Source organism: Marinoscillum sp. MHG1-6 (assembly GCF_024714475.1).
GTDB lineage: Bacteria > Bacteroidota > Bacteroidia > Cytophagales > Cyclobacteriaceae > JAMZMI01.
This window is the reverse complement of the sequence record NZ_JAMZMI010000003.1, coordinates 497770-517023: the sequence shown is the minus strand read 5'-3', so window position 1 is coordinate 517023 and position 19254 is coordinate 497770. Positions and strand designations below refer to the sequence as shown.

General features: G+C 42.4%; 12 protein-coding genes. 6 read left to right on the top strand and 6 right to left on the bottom strand.

What is annotated here, in order from left to right:
- Positions 1-120: 120 nt before the first annotated feature.
- The 4 genes from NXR94_RS09385 (at position 121) to NXR94_RS09370 (ending at position 9928) form a co-directional block, all read left to right on the top strand.
- Positions 121-2997, top strand: a complete 2877-nt coding sequence (locus tag NXR94_RS09385) for a PD-(D/E)XK nuclease family protein (protein ID WP_258104360.1) — start codon at positions 121-123, stop codon at positions 2995-2997.
- A 120-nt stretch (positions 2998-3117) separates the two neighbouring features.
- Complete coding sequence (locus NXR94_RS09380) at positions 3118-6462, top strand: DUF2126 domain-containing protein (protein WP_258104359.1); 3345 nt, start codon at positions 3118-3120, stop codon at positions 6460-6462.
- 35 nt (positions 6463-6497) lie between these two features.
- Positions 6498-9035 (top strand): circularly permuted type 2 ATP-grasp protein, encoded by a 2538-nt coding sequence (locus NXR94_RS09375; RefSeq protein ID WP_258104358.1) that lies wholly within the window; start codon positions 6498-6500, stop codon positions 9033-9035.
- Complete coding sequence (locus NXR94_RS09370) at positions 9032-9928, top strand: transglutaminase family protein (protein WP_258104357.1); 897 nt, start codon at positions 9032-9034, stop codon at positions 9926-9928. The genes NXR94_RS09375 and NXR94_RS09370 overlap by 4 nt, the downstream gene beginning before the upstream one ends.
- A gap of 5 nt (positions 9929-9933) precedes the next feature.
- Here the strand turns inward: NXR94_RS09370 and NXR94_RS09365 are convergent, their stop codons facing one another.
- From NXR94_RS09365 to NXR94_RS09340, 6 genes are all read right to left on the bottom strand, one after another.
- Positions 9934-11163, bottom strand: a complete 1230-nt coding sequence (locus NXR94_RS09365) for a lipopolysaccharide assembly protein LapB (protein ID WP_258104356.1) — start codon at positions 11161-11163, stop codon at positions 9934-9936.
- 123 nt (positions 11164-11286) lie between these two features.
- Entirely contained in the window at positions 11287-12555 is a 1269-nt protein-coding gene (locus NXR94_RS09360) for a tetratricopeptide repeat protein (RefSeq protein ID WP_258104355.1), read from the bottom strand.
- 71 nt (positions 12556-12626) lie between these two features.
- Entirely contained in the window at positions 12627-12800 is a 174-nt protein-coding gene (locus NXR94_RS09355) for a hypothetical protein (protein ID WP_258104354.1), read from the bottom strand.
- 382 nt (positions 12801-13182) lie between these two features.
- Positions 13183-14151: a bile acid:sodium symporter family protein gene (locus tag NXR94_RS09350; protein WP_258104353.1), complete on the bottom strand. Its 969-nt coding sequence runs from the start codon at positions 14149-14151 to the stop codon at positions 13183-13185.
- 24 nt (positions 14152-14175) lie between these two features.
- Positions 14176-15078, bottom strand: a complete 903-nt coding sequence (locus NXR94_RS09345; protein WP_258104352.1) for a DUF6268 family outer membrane beta-barrel protein — start codon at positions 15076-15078, stop codon at positions 14176-14178.
- Positions 15075-16454, bottom strand: coding sequence for a lysophospholipid acyltransferase family protein (locus NXR94_RS09340; RefSeq protein ID WP_258104351.1), 1380 nt, complete (start codon positions 16452-16454; stop codon positions 15075-15077). The genes NXR94_RS09345 and NXR94_RS09340 overlap by 4 nt, the downstream gene beginning before the upstream one ends.
- 118 nt (positions 16455-16572) lie before the next feature.
- On the opposite strand from NXR94_RS09340, the gene eat reads away from it, so the two are divergent.
- Together eat and NXR94_RS09330 are read left to right on the top strand one after the other, a co-directional pair.
- Positions 16573-17892, top strand: a complete 1320-nt coding sequence (gene eat, locus NXR94_RS09335) for an ethanolamine permease (protein ID WP_258104350.1) — start codon at positions 16573-16575, stop codon at positions 17890-17892.
- 9 nt (positions 17893-17901) lie between these two features.
- Positions 17902-19254 (top strand): glutamine synthetase family protein, encoded by a 1353-nt coding sequence (locus NXR94_RS09330; protein WP_258104349.1) that lies wholly within the window; start codon positions 17902-17904, stop codon positions 19252-19254.

The following is a 19254-nucleotide window of genomic DNA, read 5'->3' as shown; positions in this document are numbered from 1 at the left end:
TTGAAATTCTTTTTAGAATATGAAGTTAGGTATTTTGCGGAGCAATATAAAATGATTGACACTACTTCTCGTGCTATTTTTTGTGCTTGAACAGATGTTTTAGATTGCCTTTTCATTACAATGCCAAAGTCCACTTTCATACAGGAGCTCGCTGAGCGGGTGCTTAGGGAAAATCAATCCCTGGAGCACATCACCATGATTTTCCCCAACCGGAGAGCGGGTCTGTTTTTCAGAAAAGCCCTGGCGAAGATTATCGATAAGCCCATTTGGATGCCTGAGGTAATTAGTCTGGAGGACTTTGTGCTCCGTCACCAGCCATTGAGAAAGATTGATACCCTTGAGGGGGTGTTTTCACTTTTTGAAGTGTATAAGACTTTTCAGCAACAGGAGGAATCATTTGATCAGTTCTTTTTCTGGGGTGAAATGATCCTTCGTGATTTTAACGAGATAGATCACTATCTGGTTGATCCTAAGAAGTTATTCACTTCCATCAAGACTCAAAAGGAACTGGACGAAGAGTTTTATTTTTTGGATGAGGAGGAAAGAAAAGTTATCCAGTCATTTTGGGCCAGCTTTCTTCCCAAGGCTTCAAAAACACAGGAGGCGTTCCTGGAAACCTGGAAGATATTGCTTCCGATCTATGAGGATTTTACTAAAAAGCTGATTGCGCAAGGAGAAGGCTACATGGGGCTTATTTATCGGGAGTTCTCGGATAAACTGGAGCAATATTTCGGAGATTTTCATCGAAAGATCTACTTCGCCGGCTTTAATGCTCTGACTATGACGGAGGAGAGAATTTTCAAATACTTCGTCAAAGAGAAAAATGCTTCAATTGCCTGGGATTTAGACGCGTACTATTTTGAAAATAAGAAGCAGGAGGCAGGGTATTTCTTTCGTGAGTATGCAAGAGATACTATTTTGTCAAGAACTTTTCCGGAAGAGCAGGAGTCACGTTTTAATCGTAAACAGGTTACTAAAACGGGGGTTTCACTGGAAGTTGGACAAACTAAGGCGCTGGCAGAAAAGCTTGAAGTGCTGGCGCAAGATCCTAACTTCATTCCTGATCGTACTGTTATTGTTCTTCCACAGGAAAATATGCTTTTCCCGGTGCTCCACGCTTTGCCAGAGAGTATTGATAAAGTGAACATTACGATGGGGCTGCCACTCAAGGAGACACCAGTGTTCAGTTTACTGGAAAGCTTGCTGATGCTTCAAAACCCACCTAGAAAAAGTGAGGTAGGTAAGCCGCTTTTTTACTACAAACCGCTTATTGATATTCTGGACCACCCACTACTTCAGGGAGTAGAAGATGAAAAGGTGAGAGAAGTTGTAGGCAATATTCGAAAGCGAAATCAGATCATTATTTATCATGAAGATCTGGAATTTAAGTCGGAGCTCCTGAATTTGATTTTTCGTAAGGCGGACCATCCGCTAAAGTACCTCATGGAGGTGCTACATGGTTTACATGCACATTGGAAGGAGGCGAAACATGATCTGGAACTTGAGTTTATAGTACGGTTCTATGAACATTTGATAAGCCTGAATGAAATGATCGGTGATCGGCAGGACGAACTGAGTTACGACTTTCTTATCAAGCTATTCCGGAAGATCTCAAAGAGTTTGAAAATACCTTTCACCGGAGAGCCTCTTAATGGATTGCAGATCATGGGTATTCTGGAGACCCGAAACCTGGATTTTGATAATGTCTTTGTGCTGAATATGAATGAGGATGCCTGGCCGGCGCCTCCAAAAAGAGGTTCGTTTGTTCCCTACAACATTCGCAAAGCTTTCGAATTACCTATTCAGGATCATCACGATGCGATCTATGCCTATCTTTTTTACAGGTTGCTTCAACGTGCCGACAATATTCATTTTTACTACAACACTGTATCAGAGTTCAATTTGAATGGTGAAATAAGCCGACTGGTTCAGCAACTGGAGATTGAATCCGGTATTCCATTTAAAACAGAGATTCTTGCTAATCCCGTCAAGGTGCCGTCAACCGATGCGATTACCGTGGAAAAGACCGATGAGATCTTTGATAAGATGAGGCGGTATCTGGATGGTGCAGAGGGGAAGAATGCTTCGCGTTTTACCCCATCAGCCTTCAATATTTACCTGGATTGCCGCTTGAAATTTTACTTCAGGTATGTGGAACAGCTGTGGGAGCCCGATGAAATGCAGGAGGAGATGGATGCTCAGGTATTTGGAAATATTCTCCACGATACGATGGAACTGATCTATCGGGATTTCACTAAAAAGGAAAAGAGACAGGAAATTTATCCTCAGGACTTTTTTTGGCTTAAAGCGGGTGTGGAAGGTGCGATGAAGCAAACTTTTATCAAGCACTACGGGATCAAAAACGAGAAAAATTTCAAACCCGAAGGACGCACGCTCATTGCCTGGGATATTCTTAAAAAATTTATCAACCAGATCCTGGCATTGGATGAAACCTATGCTCCTTTTAGAATTGTGGCTTTGGAAGCGGGAACCAGGGATGGGTATGCCGTAGATTACCCTATCGAGGTAAATGGAGAGTCAATAGAAGTTAGACTTAAAGGCATCATTGATCGGCTGGATTATAAGCAGGGGAAGGTTCGGGTGTTGGATTATAAGACAGGAAGAGATAAACGTGAGTTTAATTCTGTTGAATCGCTGACCAATCGGGATGACGCAGGCAGGAATAAGGCCGTTTTTCAGGTATTCTTTTATTCCTACCTGTTTATGAAAAAGTACCAGGAAGAATACGAGATCATAGAGCCGGGAATATTGAATAGCTCCGATCTTTTTAAGAAAGGCTTTGATTCCAGGGTGTATCACAAGGAGCCACGAAAGCCCGGTATTCCCGTTACCGAATTCCGTCAGTACCTGGAGGAATTTGAAGAGAGCTTAGCTGAGCTGGTTACAGAAGTATTTGATAAATCGGTCCCTTTTGATCAGACCGATGACGAGAAAAAATGTAGTTATTGTTCGTTCAAAGAAATTTGTGGGCGGTAGGGTGCATGATTTTAGTGGGCAATTGAAAATATTTTAACTAATCACCTATTTGTTTAGTGATCATATGGGCGTTTCCGCTTTATTTTTGTTAAAATACAAAGGCAACAACGTTGGTAAGCCATGTCCATTAAAGTAGCGCTAAGACATTACACCAAATATTCTTACGATCGTCACATTGAGTTAAGCCCGCAGGTTATTCGTTTGCGGCCTGCTCCACATTCCAGAACTTTCATCAAAGGATATTCCCTTAACATCAAACCGGAAAACCATTTTATCAATTGGCAACAAGATCCTTTTGGTAATTATCTGGCACGAATAGTTTTTCCTGAAAAGGTCGACCATTTTGAGGTAGATGTAGAGGTGATAGCAGACATGGTTGTCATCAACCCGTTTGATTTCTTCATTGAAGAGTACGCAGAAAAGTTTCCATTCAAATATGAAGCAAGTCTAAAACAACAGTTACAGCCGTATCTGGCCAAAACCGAGGAGGATGAGCTGTTGATGGATCTGGTAAAAAAGGCCAAAGCTTCAATTAAGAAAAACACCAATACGGTCGATGCGCTGGTGCAGGTCAATCAGATGGTTAATGGTCTGCTATCTTACAATATTCGAATGGAGCATGGCGTCCAGTCTTGTAAAGAAACATTGACCATCAAATCGGGTTCTTGTCGTGATTTTTCCTGGTTGTTGGTCCAGCTGTTCCGACACCTTGGTTTGGCGGCAAGGTTTACCTCAGGCTACCTTGTTCAGCTAAAATCGGATGAGAAATCACTGGATGGTCCTTCGGGGCCTGAGGAGGATTTCACAGACTTACATGCATGGACAGAGGTGTATATTCCCGGAGCCGGATGGGTAGGGTTGGATGCGACATCGGGGTTATTTGCGGGTGAGGGACATATTCCGTTAGCCTGTACCCCAAGTCCACAAGATGCTGCGCCTATTTCCGGTATGGCAGAACCTACTAAAACAGCGTTTCATTTTGAGAATACGGTAAAGCGCATAGAGGAAACACCTCGTGTGACCATGCCCTATACCGATGACCAGTGGGAACAGATACTGGCGGTAGGAGATCGCGTGGATGCAGAACTTCAGGCCAATGATGTGCGGCTGACCATGGGGGGTGAGCCGACCTTCGTTTCCATTGATAATCAGGATGGCGCTGAGTGGAACACGGCAGCTGATGGAGAGCACAAACGGAGTTTATCTAATACGCTATTCCATAAGCTGAAAGATGAATTTGGGACTGGTGCGCTGATGCAATACGGTCAGGGAAAATGGTATCCCGGTGAGCCATTGCCACGCTGGAAACTTGCTTGCTACTGGAGGAAGGATGGCGTGAAGATGTGGAGCAATGACAAACTCATGGCTGACCTCTCCAAGGATTATGGTTACGGGCAAGTAGAGGCTGAGAAGTTCATGAGTGCGCTGAGTGAAGAACTGAATGTCGACCCGAAGAATGTTCAACCTGCCTATGAGGATCCATTTTACTTCATTTGGGAAGAGAGTAAGGTTCCGACGAATGTCGATCCTCTGAAGCTGGACTTAAAATCTCCTCTCGAAAGGCAAAAGTTGGCTGAACTGTTAAATGAGGGACTTGACAAGCCAGCCGCATACGCAGTTCCTATTCGGTGGGATGATGATGGAAATACCTGGCAGAGCTGTCTGTGGTCCTTTAGAAGAAAGAACATATTCCTGGTGCCGGGAAATTCTCCGGCAGGTTTAAGGTTACCGCTAAAATCGATCCAGTATATCGACCCTGATGACGAAGAGGTGAAGCCGGAGAGAGATAGGTTTGCAGAAACGGACGCTTTGCCGGATTTGGTGGACCTACCTTCTGATGGGGCCTGGAACGAAAAGTTTAACAACTCAAAGGAGATATTCAAGACGTGCTTCGTTGTTGAACCAAGGCAGGGCAAGCTATTCGTTTTCCTACCACCTGTTCAATATTTTGAACATTATCTGGATTTAGTCCATGCCGTTGAATTAGCAGCACAAAAACTTCAGATGCCTGTACTAATAGAAGGATATGACCCCCCTTCGGATAATCGGGTTGAGAAGTTCATGATTACCCCGGATCCCGGAGTAATTGAGGTAAATATTCATCCGGCCAGGAATTGGAAAGAGTTGAAAGCCAATTATGAAGTGCTTTATGAAAAGGCGCGTGAATCTCGATTGGTTGCGGAGAAATTCAACCTGGATGGAAGACATACTGGAACAGGAGGAGGAAATCATATCACGTTGGGTGGAGTAAAACCCGCTGATAGTCCATTACTGAGACGACCGGATCTTCTAAAGAGCTTTATTACTTACTGGCAGCATCATCCATCGTTGTCCTATCTCTTTTCTACCCAGTTTATTGGGCCTACAAGTCAGGCACCGAGGGTGGATGAGGGCCGAGATGATATGCTTTATGAATTGGAACTAGCCTTTCAACAGGTTCCGGATCATATGGAAGATGAGGTGCCTTACTGGTTGGTGGATAGGATATTCAGAAACTTGCTGGTAGATATAACCGGAAATACCCATCGGGCGGAATTTTGCATTGATAAGCTTTATTCTCCGGATTCTTCCAGCGGCAGGTTGGGAATACTTGAGTTCAGGGGCTTTGACATGCCACCGCATTACCGCATGAGCATGGTACAGTTTCTTTTGATAAGAAGTCTGTTGAGCTGGTTTTGGAAAGAGCCATATAATCATAAGCTGGTACGTTGGGGAACCTCACTTCATGATAAGTTTTTATTGCCTCATTATTGTTATAAGGATCTGACTGAGGTGGTAAATGATTTGAGAAATGCGGGTTATGCTTTTGATATTGCCTGGTTTGATCCATTCTTTAGTTTTAGGTTTCCATTCCTGGGTGAGTTGCAGGTGGATGATATTCATGTGGAGATGAAAATGGCCATAGAGCCATGGCATGTTCTCGGTGAGGAGATGTCCAGTTCGGGAACTGCACGCTTTGTGGATTCCTCTTTAGAGCGTCTTCAGGTAAAGATTTCAGGATTGACAGATTCAAGGTATCAACTATTGTGTAACGGCTTTCGCATCCCACTCAAAAACACAGGGATTCATGGCGAATATGTAACAGGCATTCGATATCGTGCATGGCAACCACCATCGGCGCTGCATCCAACCCTGGGTGTGGATACACCGTTGGTAATTGATTTATATGATACCTGGACCAAAAAATCCGTAGCAGCCTGCCAGTATCATGTGGCACACCCGGGAGGTAGGAATTATGAGACCTTTCCAGTCAATAGTTATGAAGCGGAGTCCAGGCGAATCTCAAGGTTTTTTGATTTCGGTCATTCTATTAACCTCGTTGAGCCGACGGTGCAAAATCAAACAGGCGCAGGCAGGTTCATTACGAAATTGAATATTATGCCGAATTACGAGGCTACAGGTGAAATAGTGAACCCTGATTTTCCACATACCATGGATTTGCGCAGATATAAACGTGCTAAATAGTTTTCTGAATTCGGGAAAAAGTAGAATTTTAGTGCATGATTGAGTCTTATTTGGTCGATAGAATGTTCAATAACACTCCCTTTGTGGATGAAATGGCTACGACTGATGGTCAGATTTCGCCCAATTGGGATAAGATGGCCAGGTATTATGAAAGACTGGGGGCTGAAAGGATGGCCCAGTACCAGCAGGAAGTGGCGAGGCAGCTTCGGGAAAATGGGGTGACCTACAATGTCTACGGAGACCCGGAGGGGATGAACCGCCCATGGATGCTCGATCCAATACCCATGATCTTTGGAAGTGAGGACTGGGCTAATATCGAACGTGGACTCATCCAAAGAGCTGAGTTGCTCAATATTGTTATCAAGGACTTATATGGATCCCGACAGCTAATTCGTGATGGATTTATACCCTTTGAACTGGTCTACAATCACAAAGGATTTCTACGGCAGGTAGACAAATTGAAGTTTGAGGGTGAACAGCAGCTGATCCAGTATTCTGCGGATCTGGCTCGTGGCCCTGACGGTAAGATGTGGGTGCTTCATGACCGAACCGATGCTCCGTCCGGGGCGGGATATACCTTCGAAAATCGCTCTGCCATGACCCGGGTTTTCCCGGATATGATCAGGGATAACCAGGTCAGGAAGATATCCTCCTATTATCAGACGCTAAAAAACACACTGGTTAACCTTTCGGTGAGGAATAAGGAGAATCCAAGGGTAGTGCTCTTATCTCCCGGACCTACGAATGAGACTTTCTTCGAACATGCTTATTTATCCTCATTTATGGGATTTACACTGGCCTTTGGCGAGGACCTGACGGTGAGTGACGGATATGTATGGCTAAAGACCATAAAGGGCCTTGAGCGTGTAGATGTGATCATAAGAAGGGTAGATGATGTTTTTTGTGATCCATTGGAATTTCGAGGAGACTCTCATCTTGGGGTAGTGGGGCTGATGGAGGCCATCCGTCAAAAAAAGGTCATTGTCATCAACCCTCTTGGAAACAGAATTCTGGAAAATCCGGGTTTGATGGCCTTCCTTCCCAGGCTTTGCCGGGAGATTATGAGGGAAGAATTGCTGCTTCCTTCTGTTGCTACCTGGTGGTGTGGACAGGAAAGCGAATTAAAGTACGTCCTGGAAAATATTCAGAATCTCATTATCAGGTCCATTTACCGAGACGGTGTAAATAAGTCTGTCTTTGGAGGTGAACTTTCCAGTGAGGAGTTATATCAGCTAAAGGAGCAAATAAAGAAATATCCCTACCTGTACGTAGGACAGGAAATGGTCAATTTTTCAACAACTCCCTCCTGGGTGAATGGTAAGCTTGAGGCTCGTAATGCTGTTTTTAGGAGCTATATAGTTGCTGATAGCCAAAACAACAGTTATAAGGTCATGCCGGGAGGATTGTCACGAACGTCACCTACAAAAGGCGTGTTTATTGTATCTAACCAATCGGGCGGCATTAGCAAGGATACGTGGGTGCTTGGACGGTCTTCCGATACCACCCCTACCAAAACCAAAGTTGAAAAGGCTGCTCCGGTAGTTAGAAATATACTTCCAAGTAGGACAGGGGAACATCTTTTCTGGTTAGGGCGATACCTCGAAAGGTCTGCTTATACAGTTCGCTTGATGAGGATGGTGTTAAGAACCTACAACGAGGTGGAAGATGATATTCATATAAGGGAGGATGAGGAGCTGTCTACACTCATGAGGAGCCTCACTGAGCTTACTGGTACGCATCCCGGTTTTACCAAAAAAAAGGTACTAAGAAATCCGGAAGAAGAACTTGTCTCCGTGGCATCAGATGTTAATAGAATTGGGTCGCTGGCGCAATGTTTATCCAGTTTCCTAAGAAATGCGCACTCGGTTAGAGACCGTTTGAGTTTAGATACGTGGAGGATACTTGATAGTATTTCCGAGGAGTTTTCTGCACTGCGTGGTGCTCATGGTAATTTGGCCAGGGTCTATCAAAGCCTTGATAACCTGGTAATTAAGCTGATGGGATTTTATGGGCTGAACATTGACAATATGACCAGAGAAGCTACCTGGCATCTGCTCAATATTGGTCGATTCGTGGAATCAGCAATCAATAACTGCGTTGTACTAAGATCCATGTTGACAGGACATTTGGATGTGGAGGCAAGTAAACGACTAATGGAAGATACCCTGCGATGTAATGAAAGTCTGGTGACTTACAGGTATCGATTCAGATCAAACCTTGAATTATCGGGTGTGCTGGATTTGTTGATAGTGAGTGAAGACAACCCGAGATCTGTTATTTATCAGGTATTGAAAATAGATGAGCATCTCAGTAGTATGCCGGCTTCGGAGAATGAGACACTTTCTCCGGCACGGAAAAAATTGCTTGAAGCAATAACCAAGATAAGGCTATGCGATCTCCAAAAGCTTTCTACCCTGGTAGAAAATAAGGATTCTTATGCTCACCTGAGCTTATTCATGGATGATATTATTGGTTTGTTGAAAGAGACCTCCAACCTCGTCTATGAAAAGTATTTCAATCATGTATCCAGCAGGTACAGTATGATCCAAACTTCAATTATGCCGGAAATATGAACTATCACGTCAATCATATAACCGATTATATCTATCAGAGTCCGGCAAGTCTTTGTCACAATGTGATGTTTCAGGTACCGACTGATTTGCCATTTCAGCGGGTCAGGGAGTTTAGTTACAGCATATTTCCTGATCCCAGTTTTGAGGTGGTTAGAAGCGATTTTTTTGAGAATAAGTACATCTATTTTTCAATTGAAAGGACGCACAAAAAGCTTACCGTCATTGCGGAAAGTACTCTCGAACTACTTCGGCCAAACTGGATGGATGTGGATCCTGTAAGTACCAGTCCCTGGGAGGAGGTGGTTGAATGGCTGAAGAGTACGGATGCAATGAATGACATTCGTCAGTTTTATCTGGAATCAGACCATGTGAAGTTTGTGGAAGGAATTAGAGAATATGCCTTACAGTCGTTCACGCCCGGTCGCCCAATAATGGAGGCCATGCTCAACCTGAATAACCGCATTTTCAATGATTTTAAGTTCACCCCGGGGTTTACGGATATCAGTACTCCAATAGAAGAAGTCTTTGAACATAAAAAAGGAGTTTGCCAGGATTTTGCTCACTTTTCCCTGGCCTGTGTGCGATCAATAGGTCTTGCGGCCAGATACATGAGTGGCTATATTGAGACGCTTCCCCCTCCGGGAAAGCCTAAATTGATCGGTGCGGATGCTTCTCACGCCTGGACAGCAATCTATATCCCGGGTTTAGAGTGGGTAGAATTTGATGCTACCAATAATTTACTTGTAAGCGATAAGCACCTTCGTGTTGCAGTAGGGCGGGATTTTGCGGATGTTACCCCTTTGAAAGGAATTGTTTATAGTTCCGGTGAGCAAAAAATGAAAGTAAGTGTGGATGTTCGAAACCTGGATAATCCACCAATCGAGGCAATCTGATGTGATCAGAAAATGCTGTGCCTAATCAGGCGGTTTCTCACCTTTCCAAAGAATAATGTCATAGTGACGAGACCAGCAAGGATCGAGAGGATAAAACCGTAGTTATTTGATTGCGATTCCTCAAGATCGGTGAGAAAACCGGCTGCCAACTTTACCATAGAATAAGAGTTCTTAATATCAATAAGCTCTTTTTGAGTTTTTAGAAATTGCTTCCCTTCAGCGATATGTCGTTTGCTGTATGAATATGATTTTTTATGGTCTCCTTTTTTGAAATACAAAGAGGCCATATGAGCAAATAACTTATAATTAAGCGGTAGCGCACTTACCTGCGGGTATAATTCCTGTGCTAATAATCCATAAGACTCAGCTTTTTGCAAATCACCTAATTCGAGATAGACTTCACAGAGATCCATTAGGGTAAGGTATTCAAGACGTGGAATGGTGCTGAATTTAGAGGCCTTTACAAGGTAAGTTTCAGCATCTACAAAATTTTCCGACTGGATATAGGTATCTGCAATATTGTGTAACGCTAATCTGTAGTAGAAATTGAAGGAGGGGTGGTCCGTATTTTCATAATTGAGATTGCACAAAAAGATGGATCTTGCTTTTTCAAATTTCTGAAGGTCTGTTAATACGAGTCCTTGTTCATTTTGAGCATTAAGGTACATTTCAGTATTATCGATCAATTTGGCAGCACTCATAGCCGAATCCAGATAGCGGATCGCATCCTCATAATTTCGTCCTTCTGCGGCGATGTGTTTGGCCATGTTGTAGTACACAGTCCAGCGTAGCATCTGTAAATCATGCTCTTCGGTGTATTCCAGTGCTTCTTTGATGTATTGAATGGCAAGCCCATATTCCTGATGCTCACGCAAAATAATACTGATGTTAACAAGAAGATTTACATACAGTTTTTGATCCTCTATATCCGTTTTCGAGTAATCAGACATCTTTTCTAACGTGGATAAATACATTAGAAAAGCTTCGCCCATTTTTTTCGAGCGATGGAGCAATACTCCCTGGAGGTATTCCGATTTGAATTCATAATGTTTATCGCCTGATTTTTTGGCCAAAAGTTCCAGGTCTTTTGCCATTGATATGGAGCTATCGGGGCTTTCTTTAAAAGCCTCATAGATAGCTACTGTACTAATTTCCAGGTTATTTTCATCCAATTTCTCACTTAGCGCAATATGAAATATTGACAAACAAAGGAGGGGGAGAAATAAAATTCTCATGATCGCGGGTATTGAGATAGACTAAATTTAGTCAATTTTTACCTAACTGAGGGGGCTTTTAGGTGGATAGGTTTGCGATGCGACAAAGGTTGCAATCGCTTATTTTCATGGTTTATAATGGTTTTATAGATATAATTTGAGAATCTCATTTTTAATTGATTGTTTACGATAATGCTGTCTGATCATGCCTAAAATGAGGGCACAAGTCAAGAGGACTCCAAGGATGGTAAGTATTAAAGAGTAATAATGTGTATTGCCCCGTTGCTCTTGTGATGACAGGAATCCGGCTGCCAAAGTCTCCATGGCGTAGATATTTCGAATCCTGATCAGTTCTTCTTGTGTGAATAAAAACTCTTTGTTTTCAGTAGCGTGTTTTTGGCTGTAATGATATGATTTTTCAAACTCTCCTATTTCAAAATAAATGGATGCCATAAGCTCGAAGAGTTTGTAATTATCAGGGATTGCCATAATATCAGGATACATTTCTTCCGCTCTCAATGCATGGGCTACTGCCAAATTGGGTTTCCCCAAATGATGATAAATTTCTGCTAAGTCTAATTGGGTAAGAAAGGCTAGCCTGGGCACAGTTGGAATTTCCATGGCCTTCACAAGATAACCTTCGGCTTCAATGAAATCTTCTTCAATAAGGTAGGTATTACCAATATTGTGATGAGCAAGGCGATAATAAAATTTGTATGATTGGTGATCTGTGTATTCTGAGTTAATGATATCGTTAAAAATGGCTCTGGCATCATCGAACCTGGTAAGTTCGGTGAGGACAAGTCCTTTTTCATTCAACGTGTTCCAGATTCTTTCCTGGTTTTCTTGTTCATAGGCTACGGCTAATGCTTTGTCGAGATATTCTAAGCTGGCATGATAATCTTTTAAGTTCAGAGAAAAATAGTTAGCCATTCCGTAGTAAGCATTCCAAAGGCGAGAAGGTAAATTATTCTCTTCTGAAAATTCGATTGCTTCCAGAAGGTATTGTTGAGAAAGAGAAAACTCATTATGCTCTCTCAGGACCAGACTTACTTCAATAAGTAATCTCGCCTTTAAATCCTTGGATTGATCTTCGAGGGGATATGAATCCTCAATCAGTTCCAATCCACGAATAAAAGACTGAAAAGCGGAGCCTATTTGATTTGTCTGTTTTTGCAGCCAGCCCATAATGTATAGGCTATTTGCTTCATGAAATTCCGCATCATTTTTTTTGGCTGCTACCCGCAGTTGTTCAGTTAAAATAATTGCACTGTCGGGATTGGAATGCAGTAGAGAGTAGATGACCTGTGTATCAGCCTCCAGGTTTTCGTTAATACTAACGGCGTGAACTCTCGATAAAGTTATCGAGGCTAAAATGATGGTTAGGTATATTTTAACTGATAAGTAATTCACGTTAACCGTAAATATAAAAAAAGGCGATCAATCTATGATCGCCCGTTCAGTTGTTTTTTACATAAATTCGATCAACCGCCTCCTCCAGGCTCAGTGCCACCCCCACCGGATCCTCCACTATCAGGAGCTGTCTGATCAATTTGTATGTTAGAAGAAATATCTTCGAAATTTTCATCTGAAGAGCATGACGGAGCGATTACTGCTATAGCAAAAGCGATCGCAAAAATGGAAAGTACTTTTTTCATAATACTGGATGTTTAATTGGTTGTTATCTCTATCTAAAGTTTATGAAAAAAATTAAAAAACACAACTTAAACTACTGAAAATCAATTAGTTAAGATTATAACTAATTGAGGTAGAAGCAAATAAAATAGTAGTCTTAAAGTGTCTATTTATATAACTGATTGAGGTCTCCATGAACTTTTTAATTGCTTCGGCATCTTCCTAATGATTTAGGATAAAGGAGCAATTACCTGAAAGGAGTTTTTCTTTGGAAGAATTAGAAAGGCGGACACTTGGGGAGGTAATGCAGCTTTTTCAGAATCGAGTGAGTCTCCTGAATTTTTCGACGAATGAATTGCTGTTAATAGTAGTCTCAGGTGAATCTTGTAGCGCAACCAGATGCTTTTATTCCTCATTTGAGATGTTTCGCAGTGAAAAGCCACTCCATATGCTAGCTATTGTTAGGCCACTTACAATGTGCCACAGCCCCCACCATCCTGCTATGTAAGCCATGCCACCAACAGGGATGTTCTCAGGAAAAATGGCCGGGTCGAAAAGCAATGCCAGCGCTAGCGCCGAGTTTTGGATACCGGTTTCGATGGAGATTGTCTTGCAATCCTTTTTGCTCAGAGAAGCAATGCTACCTAGTGTATAACCTCCGGATAAGGCCGCGGCATTGTGGAATAATACAATGAAAAAGATATACCGGATGTAACCTAAAAAGAGGTCGTAGTTTTTGATGAACAAAATGATAACGATCGAAAAAAAGGCTAGAATTGAAAAGGCCTTAATGTATTTGACAATTTTCAGTGTTATGTCTGGGAAACGATGTTGGAAGAGAAGCCCTAGAATAATTGGGATTCCAAGTAGAATAATAAGGGTTTGTAGAACCATCCAGGTATCAATCTGCAAATTCCTGACCAGTCCATCAGCACCTGGGTTTTCATAGAAATGCATGTATAAACCTCCCCAAAAAGTAAAATTGAATGGGGTGAGTAATAGTCCTCCTATCGATGAAAATGCTGTAAGACTAACTGATAAAGCGATATTTCCCCTCGCTAGCGTACTCATGAAATTGGAAATGTTTCCTCCCGGACAGGAGGCCACTAGTATCATCCCTAAACCAATCGTAACAGGAATGTGTGCTCCGATTATTATTACAATCAGAAATGTGATCAATGGCATCAATATGAATTGGGAAATGATGCCGATGAATACAGGTTTTGGGGTATAAAAAAGTCGTTTGAAGTCTTCTATCTTCAGTTCCAATGCCACTCCAAACATGATAAAAGCGATGGTCATCTGTAAAATCACCTTACCCTCAGTGCCAAAATTCAGCTTTACATTGTCGATTTGAGATAGGACTTCAAACATGAGTGAGTTAGGTTATCGGTTGGGTCATAACTGGAAACGATAAAAAAGGGAGGTTTTCACAAATAACCCGTTTTTGAAGTTGGGATTCATTTGAATACGATCATCACCAAATTTGATGATGGAAATAGCATACTTTACTTTATCATTTTCTTCATACACTCTGAAGCTTCGAAATATGGAGGTTCCAAAATGTACTTGCAGATAGAATGGACCATGTGACCATTGACCATATGGTCCAAATTCATTGTTGAGCTTAACTAAATATTGACTGTTTTCTGCCTGATAGTAACTTTGGTTAGACCCTTGAAATTTCACCCCCATTTTAAACCTTTCTGAAAATAAAACGCCAAAATCGGCGATAAGCGGTAAGAAGATGTTTGTTTCAAATCGATCCTTCAGGATATATGCACCCATTAACGGAACGAACAGTGGACCGATCAGATCTGTGTTATAAAAGACCCCAAATTTATAATTGAAGTTTTGGTTTTTCGCATACTTGAATAAAGCCGCTCCACCCATTTGAAAATCCTTTGATTTGCCATGGCTGATGTCTGAAAGAATGTTGTCCCTGGTATCAGAAGAAATCTTCGGCATTAATAAATAGTTAGCGGACCATTTGTCTGAGTGATTGATATTGGCTCCGATCTTTAACGTGACGCTATAGAAATCTCGATTGGTCTTAAAAGTACTGAGGTCGACGTTGAAAGTTTCAATCGTCAGTCCACTCAAAAAAGCTACATTATCATTGATTTTAATTGGGATATTCAGATCCAGACTTAATTCACGGTAATTACCCGTTTTGTCGCTTGAAGAGTCGAACGGCTGTGGCGTGGTATGATCAAAATTTAATCGAGCCAGGTCTATGTAGTTTTGAGCCTTTATCTCCGGAATAATCAAAAGAATTAAGAATATACCCAGGAGTCTCATTGCTGTGCTACATTTTGTTCGTAGGATATTCTGAATGCATCCAATTGATTGAGAATATTTTCTCTTTTCTTCGCTAATGCTGCAATCTGATCAGGGTATTTTTTTATTATTCCTTTATGTCTCCAGCGGTAGTAGATCCTGTAAAAGCTGGTGGTATATAAAAGGCTAATTTGGCCTAGCGCATAGAACCAAAAGAATCCGATAACCCCGATCCAGAAATTGATTTTTATGACAAGAAATAAAGAGAGGATCAGAAACCAGAGCAAAAAGATAGAAGCCCCAATCGAAAAGGAGAGCGTTCCTGCAAAACCGGGGTCAATGGACTCGTTGGTTTCTTCCTTGCTTAATCTTGGTAGAATCTGTGTTCTAAAAACTAATCGAGCAACCACATAAGGCACTCCTGTAATAACTATTCCAACAAGGAAAAATGGAAATAGAAGGAACACGGTAAGAAGGTCTGACGACCTTAACTTAAAGATGTGTTCTTCCAGGTAATGCTCACGGATATCTGAATGTTTTATTTCTTCAATATATTCCTTGATGAGAGACGCGATGTTTTGCACTTTCTTAGTTTCTCTGGTAAAGAAATACTCAGTTGCATGCACAATTTGCTGTTCTAACTGAAACCTTTGTTCGGTATCCTCTTTAGACAGGTTTAATGATCGTTCAAGGCTATGCCTATAGATTCGGGTGACATTTTTTACCAGATCATCCAGCTCTGGATTCTCAATATGTATGATCTGATCTTTTAGAAATTGTTCTATTTGATCGGTTAAGTCTGCTACTGCATCTTCGGAATTCGGATCTACTGAAAAGTCAGATAATTTTTTGGGTTGGCCTACTTTGACCGTTACGGCACTTTGAAAATGGTGGGCGCTTTGATAATTCAGGCCTATCGGGCATATGGTCACCGGTCTTATCGGATTCGTGTCCTGAAACCCAAGTAGAATTCTTGCAACCCCCGTTTTGAGCGGCTTTAGTCTATTTTCGGTAATACTTATTCCTTCGGGGAAAATAAGAAAGGATTTGCCCTGACTGAGGCAATCATAGCAAGCGGAGAACATTTCATCATTACTTATATGCTTGTACTCAGGGATGTGTCTTCGGTAGACAGGAATCAGGTTGAACTGGCTTTTGAGTAGCCATTCTCTGAAGCCTTTTCCCATAAACTCCGCGGCGGTAAGAAAATGTAATTTGGGCTTGACCAGGATGGAAATAACCAAAGGGTCCATCAACATACTGGGATGGTTTCCAATATAGATCGTCGGCCCTGATTCAGGAAGATTCTCGCGTCCAATTACCTCAATATGCCTGAAGAACCCATTTAAAGCCAGGCGCATCAGAGAACGTGCGGGATAGTAGAGTACGGAAGCCATATAGGTTGTTGTGACCCTACTAAAGATACAGATTTTGAAACTTTTATTTAGAATAACGCATGTTTACTGCATAACCTGAAAATGATGAGTAGATTGGGATGAAAAATTCAGTGCTGTTATGCTTGAAAATGGAAATTCATCCGAGTTAAAAAAGACGTTGAGCCCACTTATGCTTTGGGGGCTGGGCGTGGGTTATGTGATATCAGGGATGTATTTCGGATGGAACCTTGGATTAGCTGAGGGAGGAACCCTTGGATTGGCAACAGCCACCTTCTTTATCATTATCATGTACCTAACATTTACCTTCAGCTATACAGAGTTAGCTTGTGCGATTCCTAAGGCTGGAGGGGCATTTGATTATGCTGACAGGGCTTTGGGGAAAAAGCTGGGATTCCTGGCGGGGATGGCTCAAAATGTCGAATTCATTTTTGCTCCCCCTGCTATTGCAGCAGCCATTGGGGCCTATTTCAATATATTCTTTCCTGCCTTTGATACGATTTATATAGCCGTTTTCGCTTATCTGATTTTTACCGGGTTAAATATTGTCGGGGTAAAAGCAGCCGCTGCTTTCGAACTGGTGATCACCATATTGGCGGTCGGTGAGCTCCTGATTTTTGCAGGTGTTTGTGTACCCAGCCTGGAACTATCTAATCTGAAAACCAATGCTCTTCCTAATGGATTTCAAGGGGCATTTGCTGCTATCCCCTTTGCTATTTGGTTTTTTCTGGCGATTGAAGGAGTGGCTAATGTTGCCGAAGAGGCTAAAAACCCTCAACGAAGTGTTTTGTTGGGGTTTGGGTCTGCGATATTAACATTAGTGGTACTTTGTCTGATCACCTTTGTCTCGGCAGTGGGAGTAGGGGGATGGGAAGCTGTAGTATACCCGGAGGGGAGCACTGAACCTTCAGATTCTCCGCTTCCCATGGCCCTGGCTCAAATTGTAGGGGAAAGCCACTTCCTGTATCATTTGCTTATCACCGTAGGGTTGTTTGGCTTAATAGCCTCTTTTCATGGGATCATACTGGCGGCAGGGCGTTCGACTTTTGAATTTGGCAGGGTAGGTTACATTCCTAAAATCTTCGGAAAGGTTAACCCTAAAACCGGCACTCCCGCCTATGCGCTGGTAGCGAATATGCTGATTGGTATACTGGCCCTGCTCACGGGGCGAACGGGTGAAATCATTACCATTGCATGCTTTGGAGCCTTGAGCCTTTATATCATCTCTATGGTTGCGTTTTTTGCATTGAGGAAGAACGAACCTGATCTCAAGCGACCTTTCAAGGTGCCATTATACCCACTATTTCCGGCAACAGCATTGATCATCGCAATAATTGCATTGATTGCGATGACCGTATACAATATTAAGCTCGCATTAATTTATTTGATGATTATGTTGGGCGCATATATGTGGTTTCTGTTTACAGGAAAAAAACACTAATTTGACGGTATGGCCATTGAGCATATTATTCAGAAGTTAAAAGAGAGCGATCACAACAAGGTCAGAGTAGCGATCACGGATATTGATGGGGTTATGCGCGGAAAGCTTATGCTAAAGGAAAAGTTTCTTTCAGCGCTCGAGTCGGGGTTTGGTTTCTGTGATGTTGTATTTGGCTGGGATATGGCTGACGAGTCCTATGATAACGTGGAGACTACAGGGTGGCATACCGGATATCCGGATGCGGAGGCCCGAATTGATTTAAAGACATGTAGAGAGCTGCCGTGGGATGATCATTTACCATTTTTGATTGGTGATTTTAGCAGGGAGTCAGATGACGACCTTCCGGTTTGCCCCAGGAGTGTATTGAAGCAGGTGGCAGCGAAGTCAGCTGAATTAGGATATCATCCGGTTTTCTCACAGGAATTTGAGTGGTTCAACTTTCAGGAGACACCGAAATCATTGGAGGAGAAATCATACATAAATCCTGAGCCCCTTACGCCGGGCATGTTTGGCTATTCAATCCTTCGTAGTTCTCAGAATTCAGGTTATTTCAATGACCTTTTTGATCTCATGGAGCAATTTGATGTTCCACTTGAGGGCTTACATACCGAAACGGGACCGGGTGTATACGAAGCAGCAATTCAATACAGCGAAGTGATAGAAGCGGCTGATCGGGCTACCTTGTTCAAAACCGGGGTTAAAGAGATTGCCTATAAATATGGAGTGATGGCAAGTTTTATGGCTAAATGGTCCAGGGATCTGCCGGGTTGTAGCGGTCATGTTCATCAGAGTCTTTGGAAAAATGGTAAAAATGTCTTTTTTAACGAAAAAGACCCGGGTAATCTCAGTCAGACCATGAGGAGTTATATGGCCGGTCAGTTGACTTGCCTTCCCGAATTGCTTCCGATGATAGCTCCTACTATCAATAGCTATAAGAGGCTTGTTGAAGGTGCCTGGGCTCCAACTACCCTAACCTGGGGAGTGGATAACCGTACCACGGCTTTAAGAGCTTTACCGGGATCGGAAAAGTCCTGCAGACTGGAAACAAGAATTGTGGGGTCAGATGTGAATCCCTATCTGGCGATGGCTGCTTGTCTTGCATCCGGATTATACGGGATTGAGCAGGAGCTCAATTTGGAGGTCGAAGAAACCATTGGAAATGGGTATTTAGATAAGAAGAATGGAATTCTGCCGGTAACACTGGCAGAAGCAACTGCGAAAATGAAGAAATCTAAAATCGCCAGAGAATTGTTTGGGGATTCCTTTGTTAACCATTTTACGGCGAGTCGCGAATGGGAATGTCGACAATTCAATAAGGCAGTGACGAATTGGGAATTGAAAAGGTATTTTGAAATCATATAA

Bases quoted from the DNA above. Each gene is read 5' to 3' on its own strand.
- NXR94_RS09385 (WP_258104360.1), top strand. From the start codon at position 121: ATGCCAAAGTCCACTTTCATACAGGAGCTCGCTGAGCGGGTGCTTAGG.
- NXR94_RS09380 (WP_258104359.1), top strand. From the start codon at position 3,118: ATGTCCATTAAAGTAGCGCTAAGACATTACACCAAATATTCTTACGAT.
- NXR94_RS09375 (WP_258104358.1), top strand. From the start codon at position 6,498: ATGATTGAGTCTTATTTGGTCGATAGAATGTTCAATAACACTCCCTTT.
- NXR94_RS09370 (WP_258104357.1), top strand. From the start codon at position 9,032: ATGAACTATCACGTCAATCATATAACCGATTATATCTATCAGAGTCCG.
- NXR94_RS09365 (WP_258104356.1), bottom strand. From the start codon at position 11,163: ATGAGAATTTTATTTCTCCCCCTCCTTTGTTTGTCAATATTTCATATT.
- NXR94_RS09355 (WP_258104354.1), bottom strand. From the start codon at position 12,800: ATGAAAAAAGTACTTTCCATTTTTGCGATCGCTTTTGCTATAGCAGTA.
- NXR94_RS09350 (WP_258104353.1), bottom strand. From the start codon at position 14,151: ATGTTTGAAGTCCTATCTCAAATCGACAATGTAAAGCTGAATTTTGGC.
- NXR94_RS09345 (WP_258104352.1), bottom strand. From the start codon at position 15,078: ATGAGACTCCTGGGTATATTCTTAATTCTTTTGATTATTCCGGAGATA.
- NXR94_RS09340 (WP_258104351.1), bottom strand. From the start codon at position 16,454: ATGGCTTCCGTACTCTACTATCCCGCACGTTCTCTGATGCGCCTGGCT.
- eat (WP_258104350.1), top strand. From the start codon at position 16,573: ATGCTTGAAAATGGAAATTCATCCGAGTTAAAAAAGACGTTGAGCCCA.
- NXR94_RS09330 (WP_258104349.1), top strand. From the start codon at position 17,902: ATGGCCATTGAGCATATTATTCAGAAGTTAAAAGAGAGCGATCACAAC.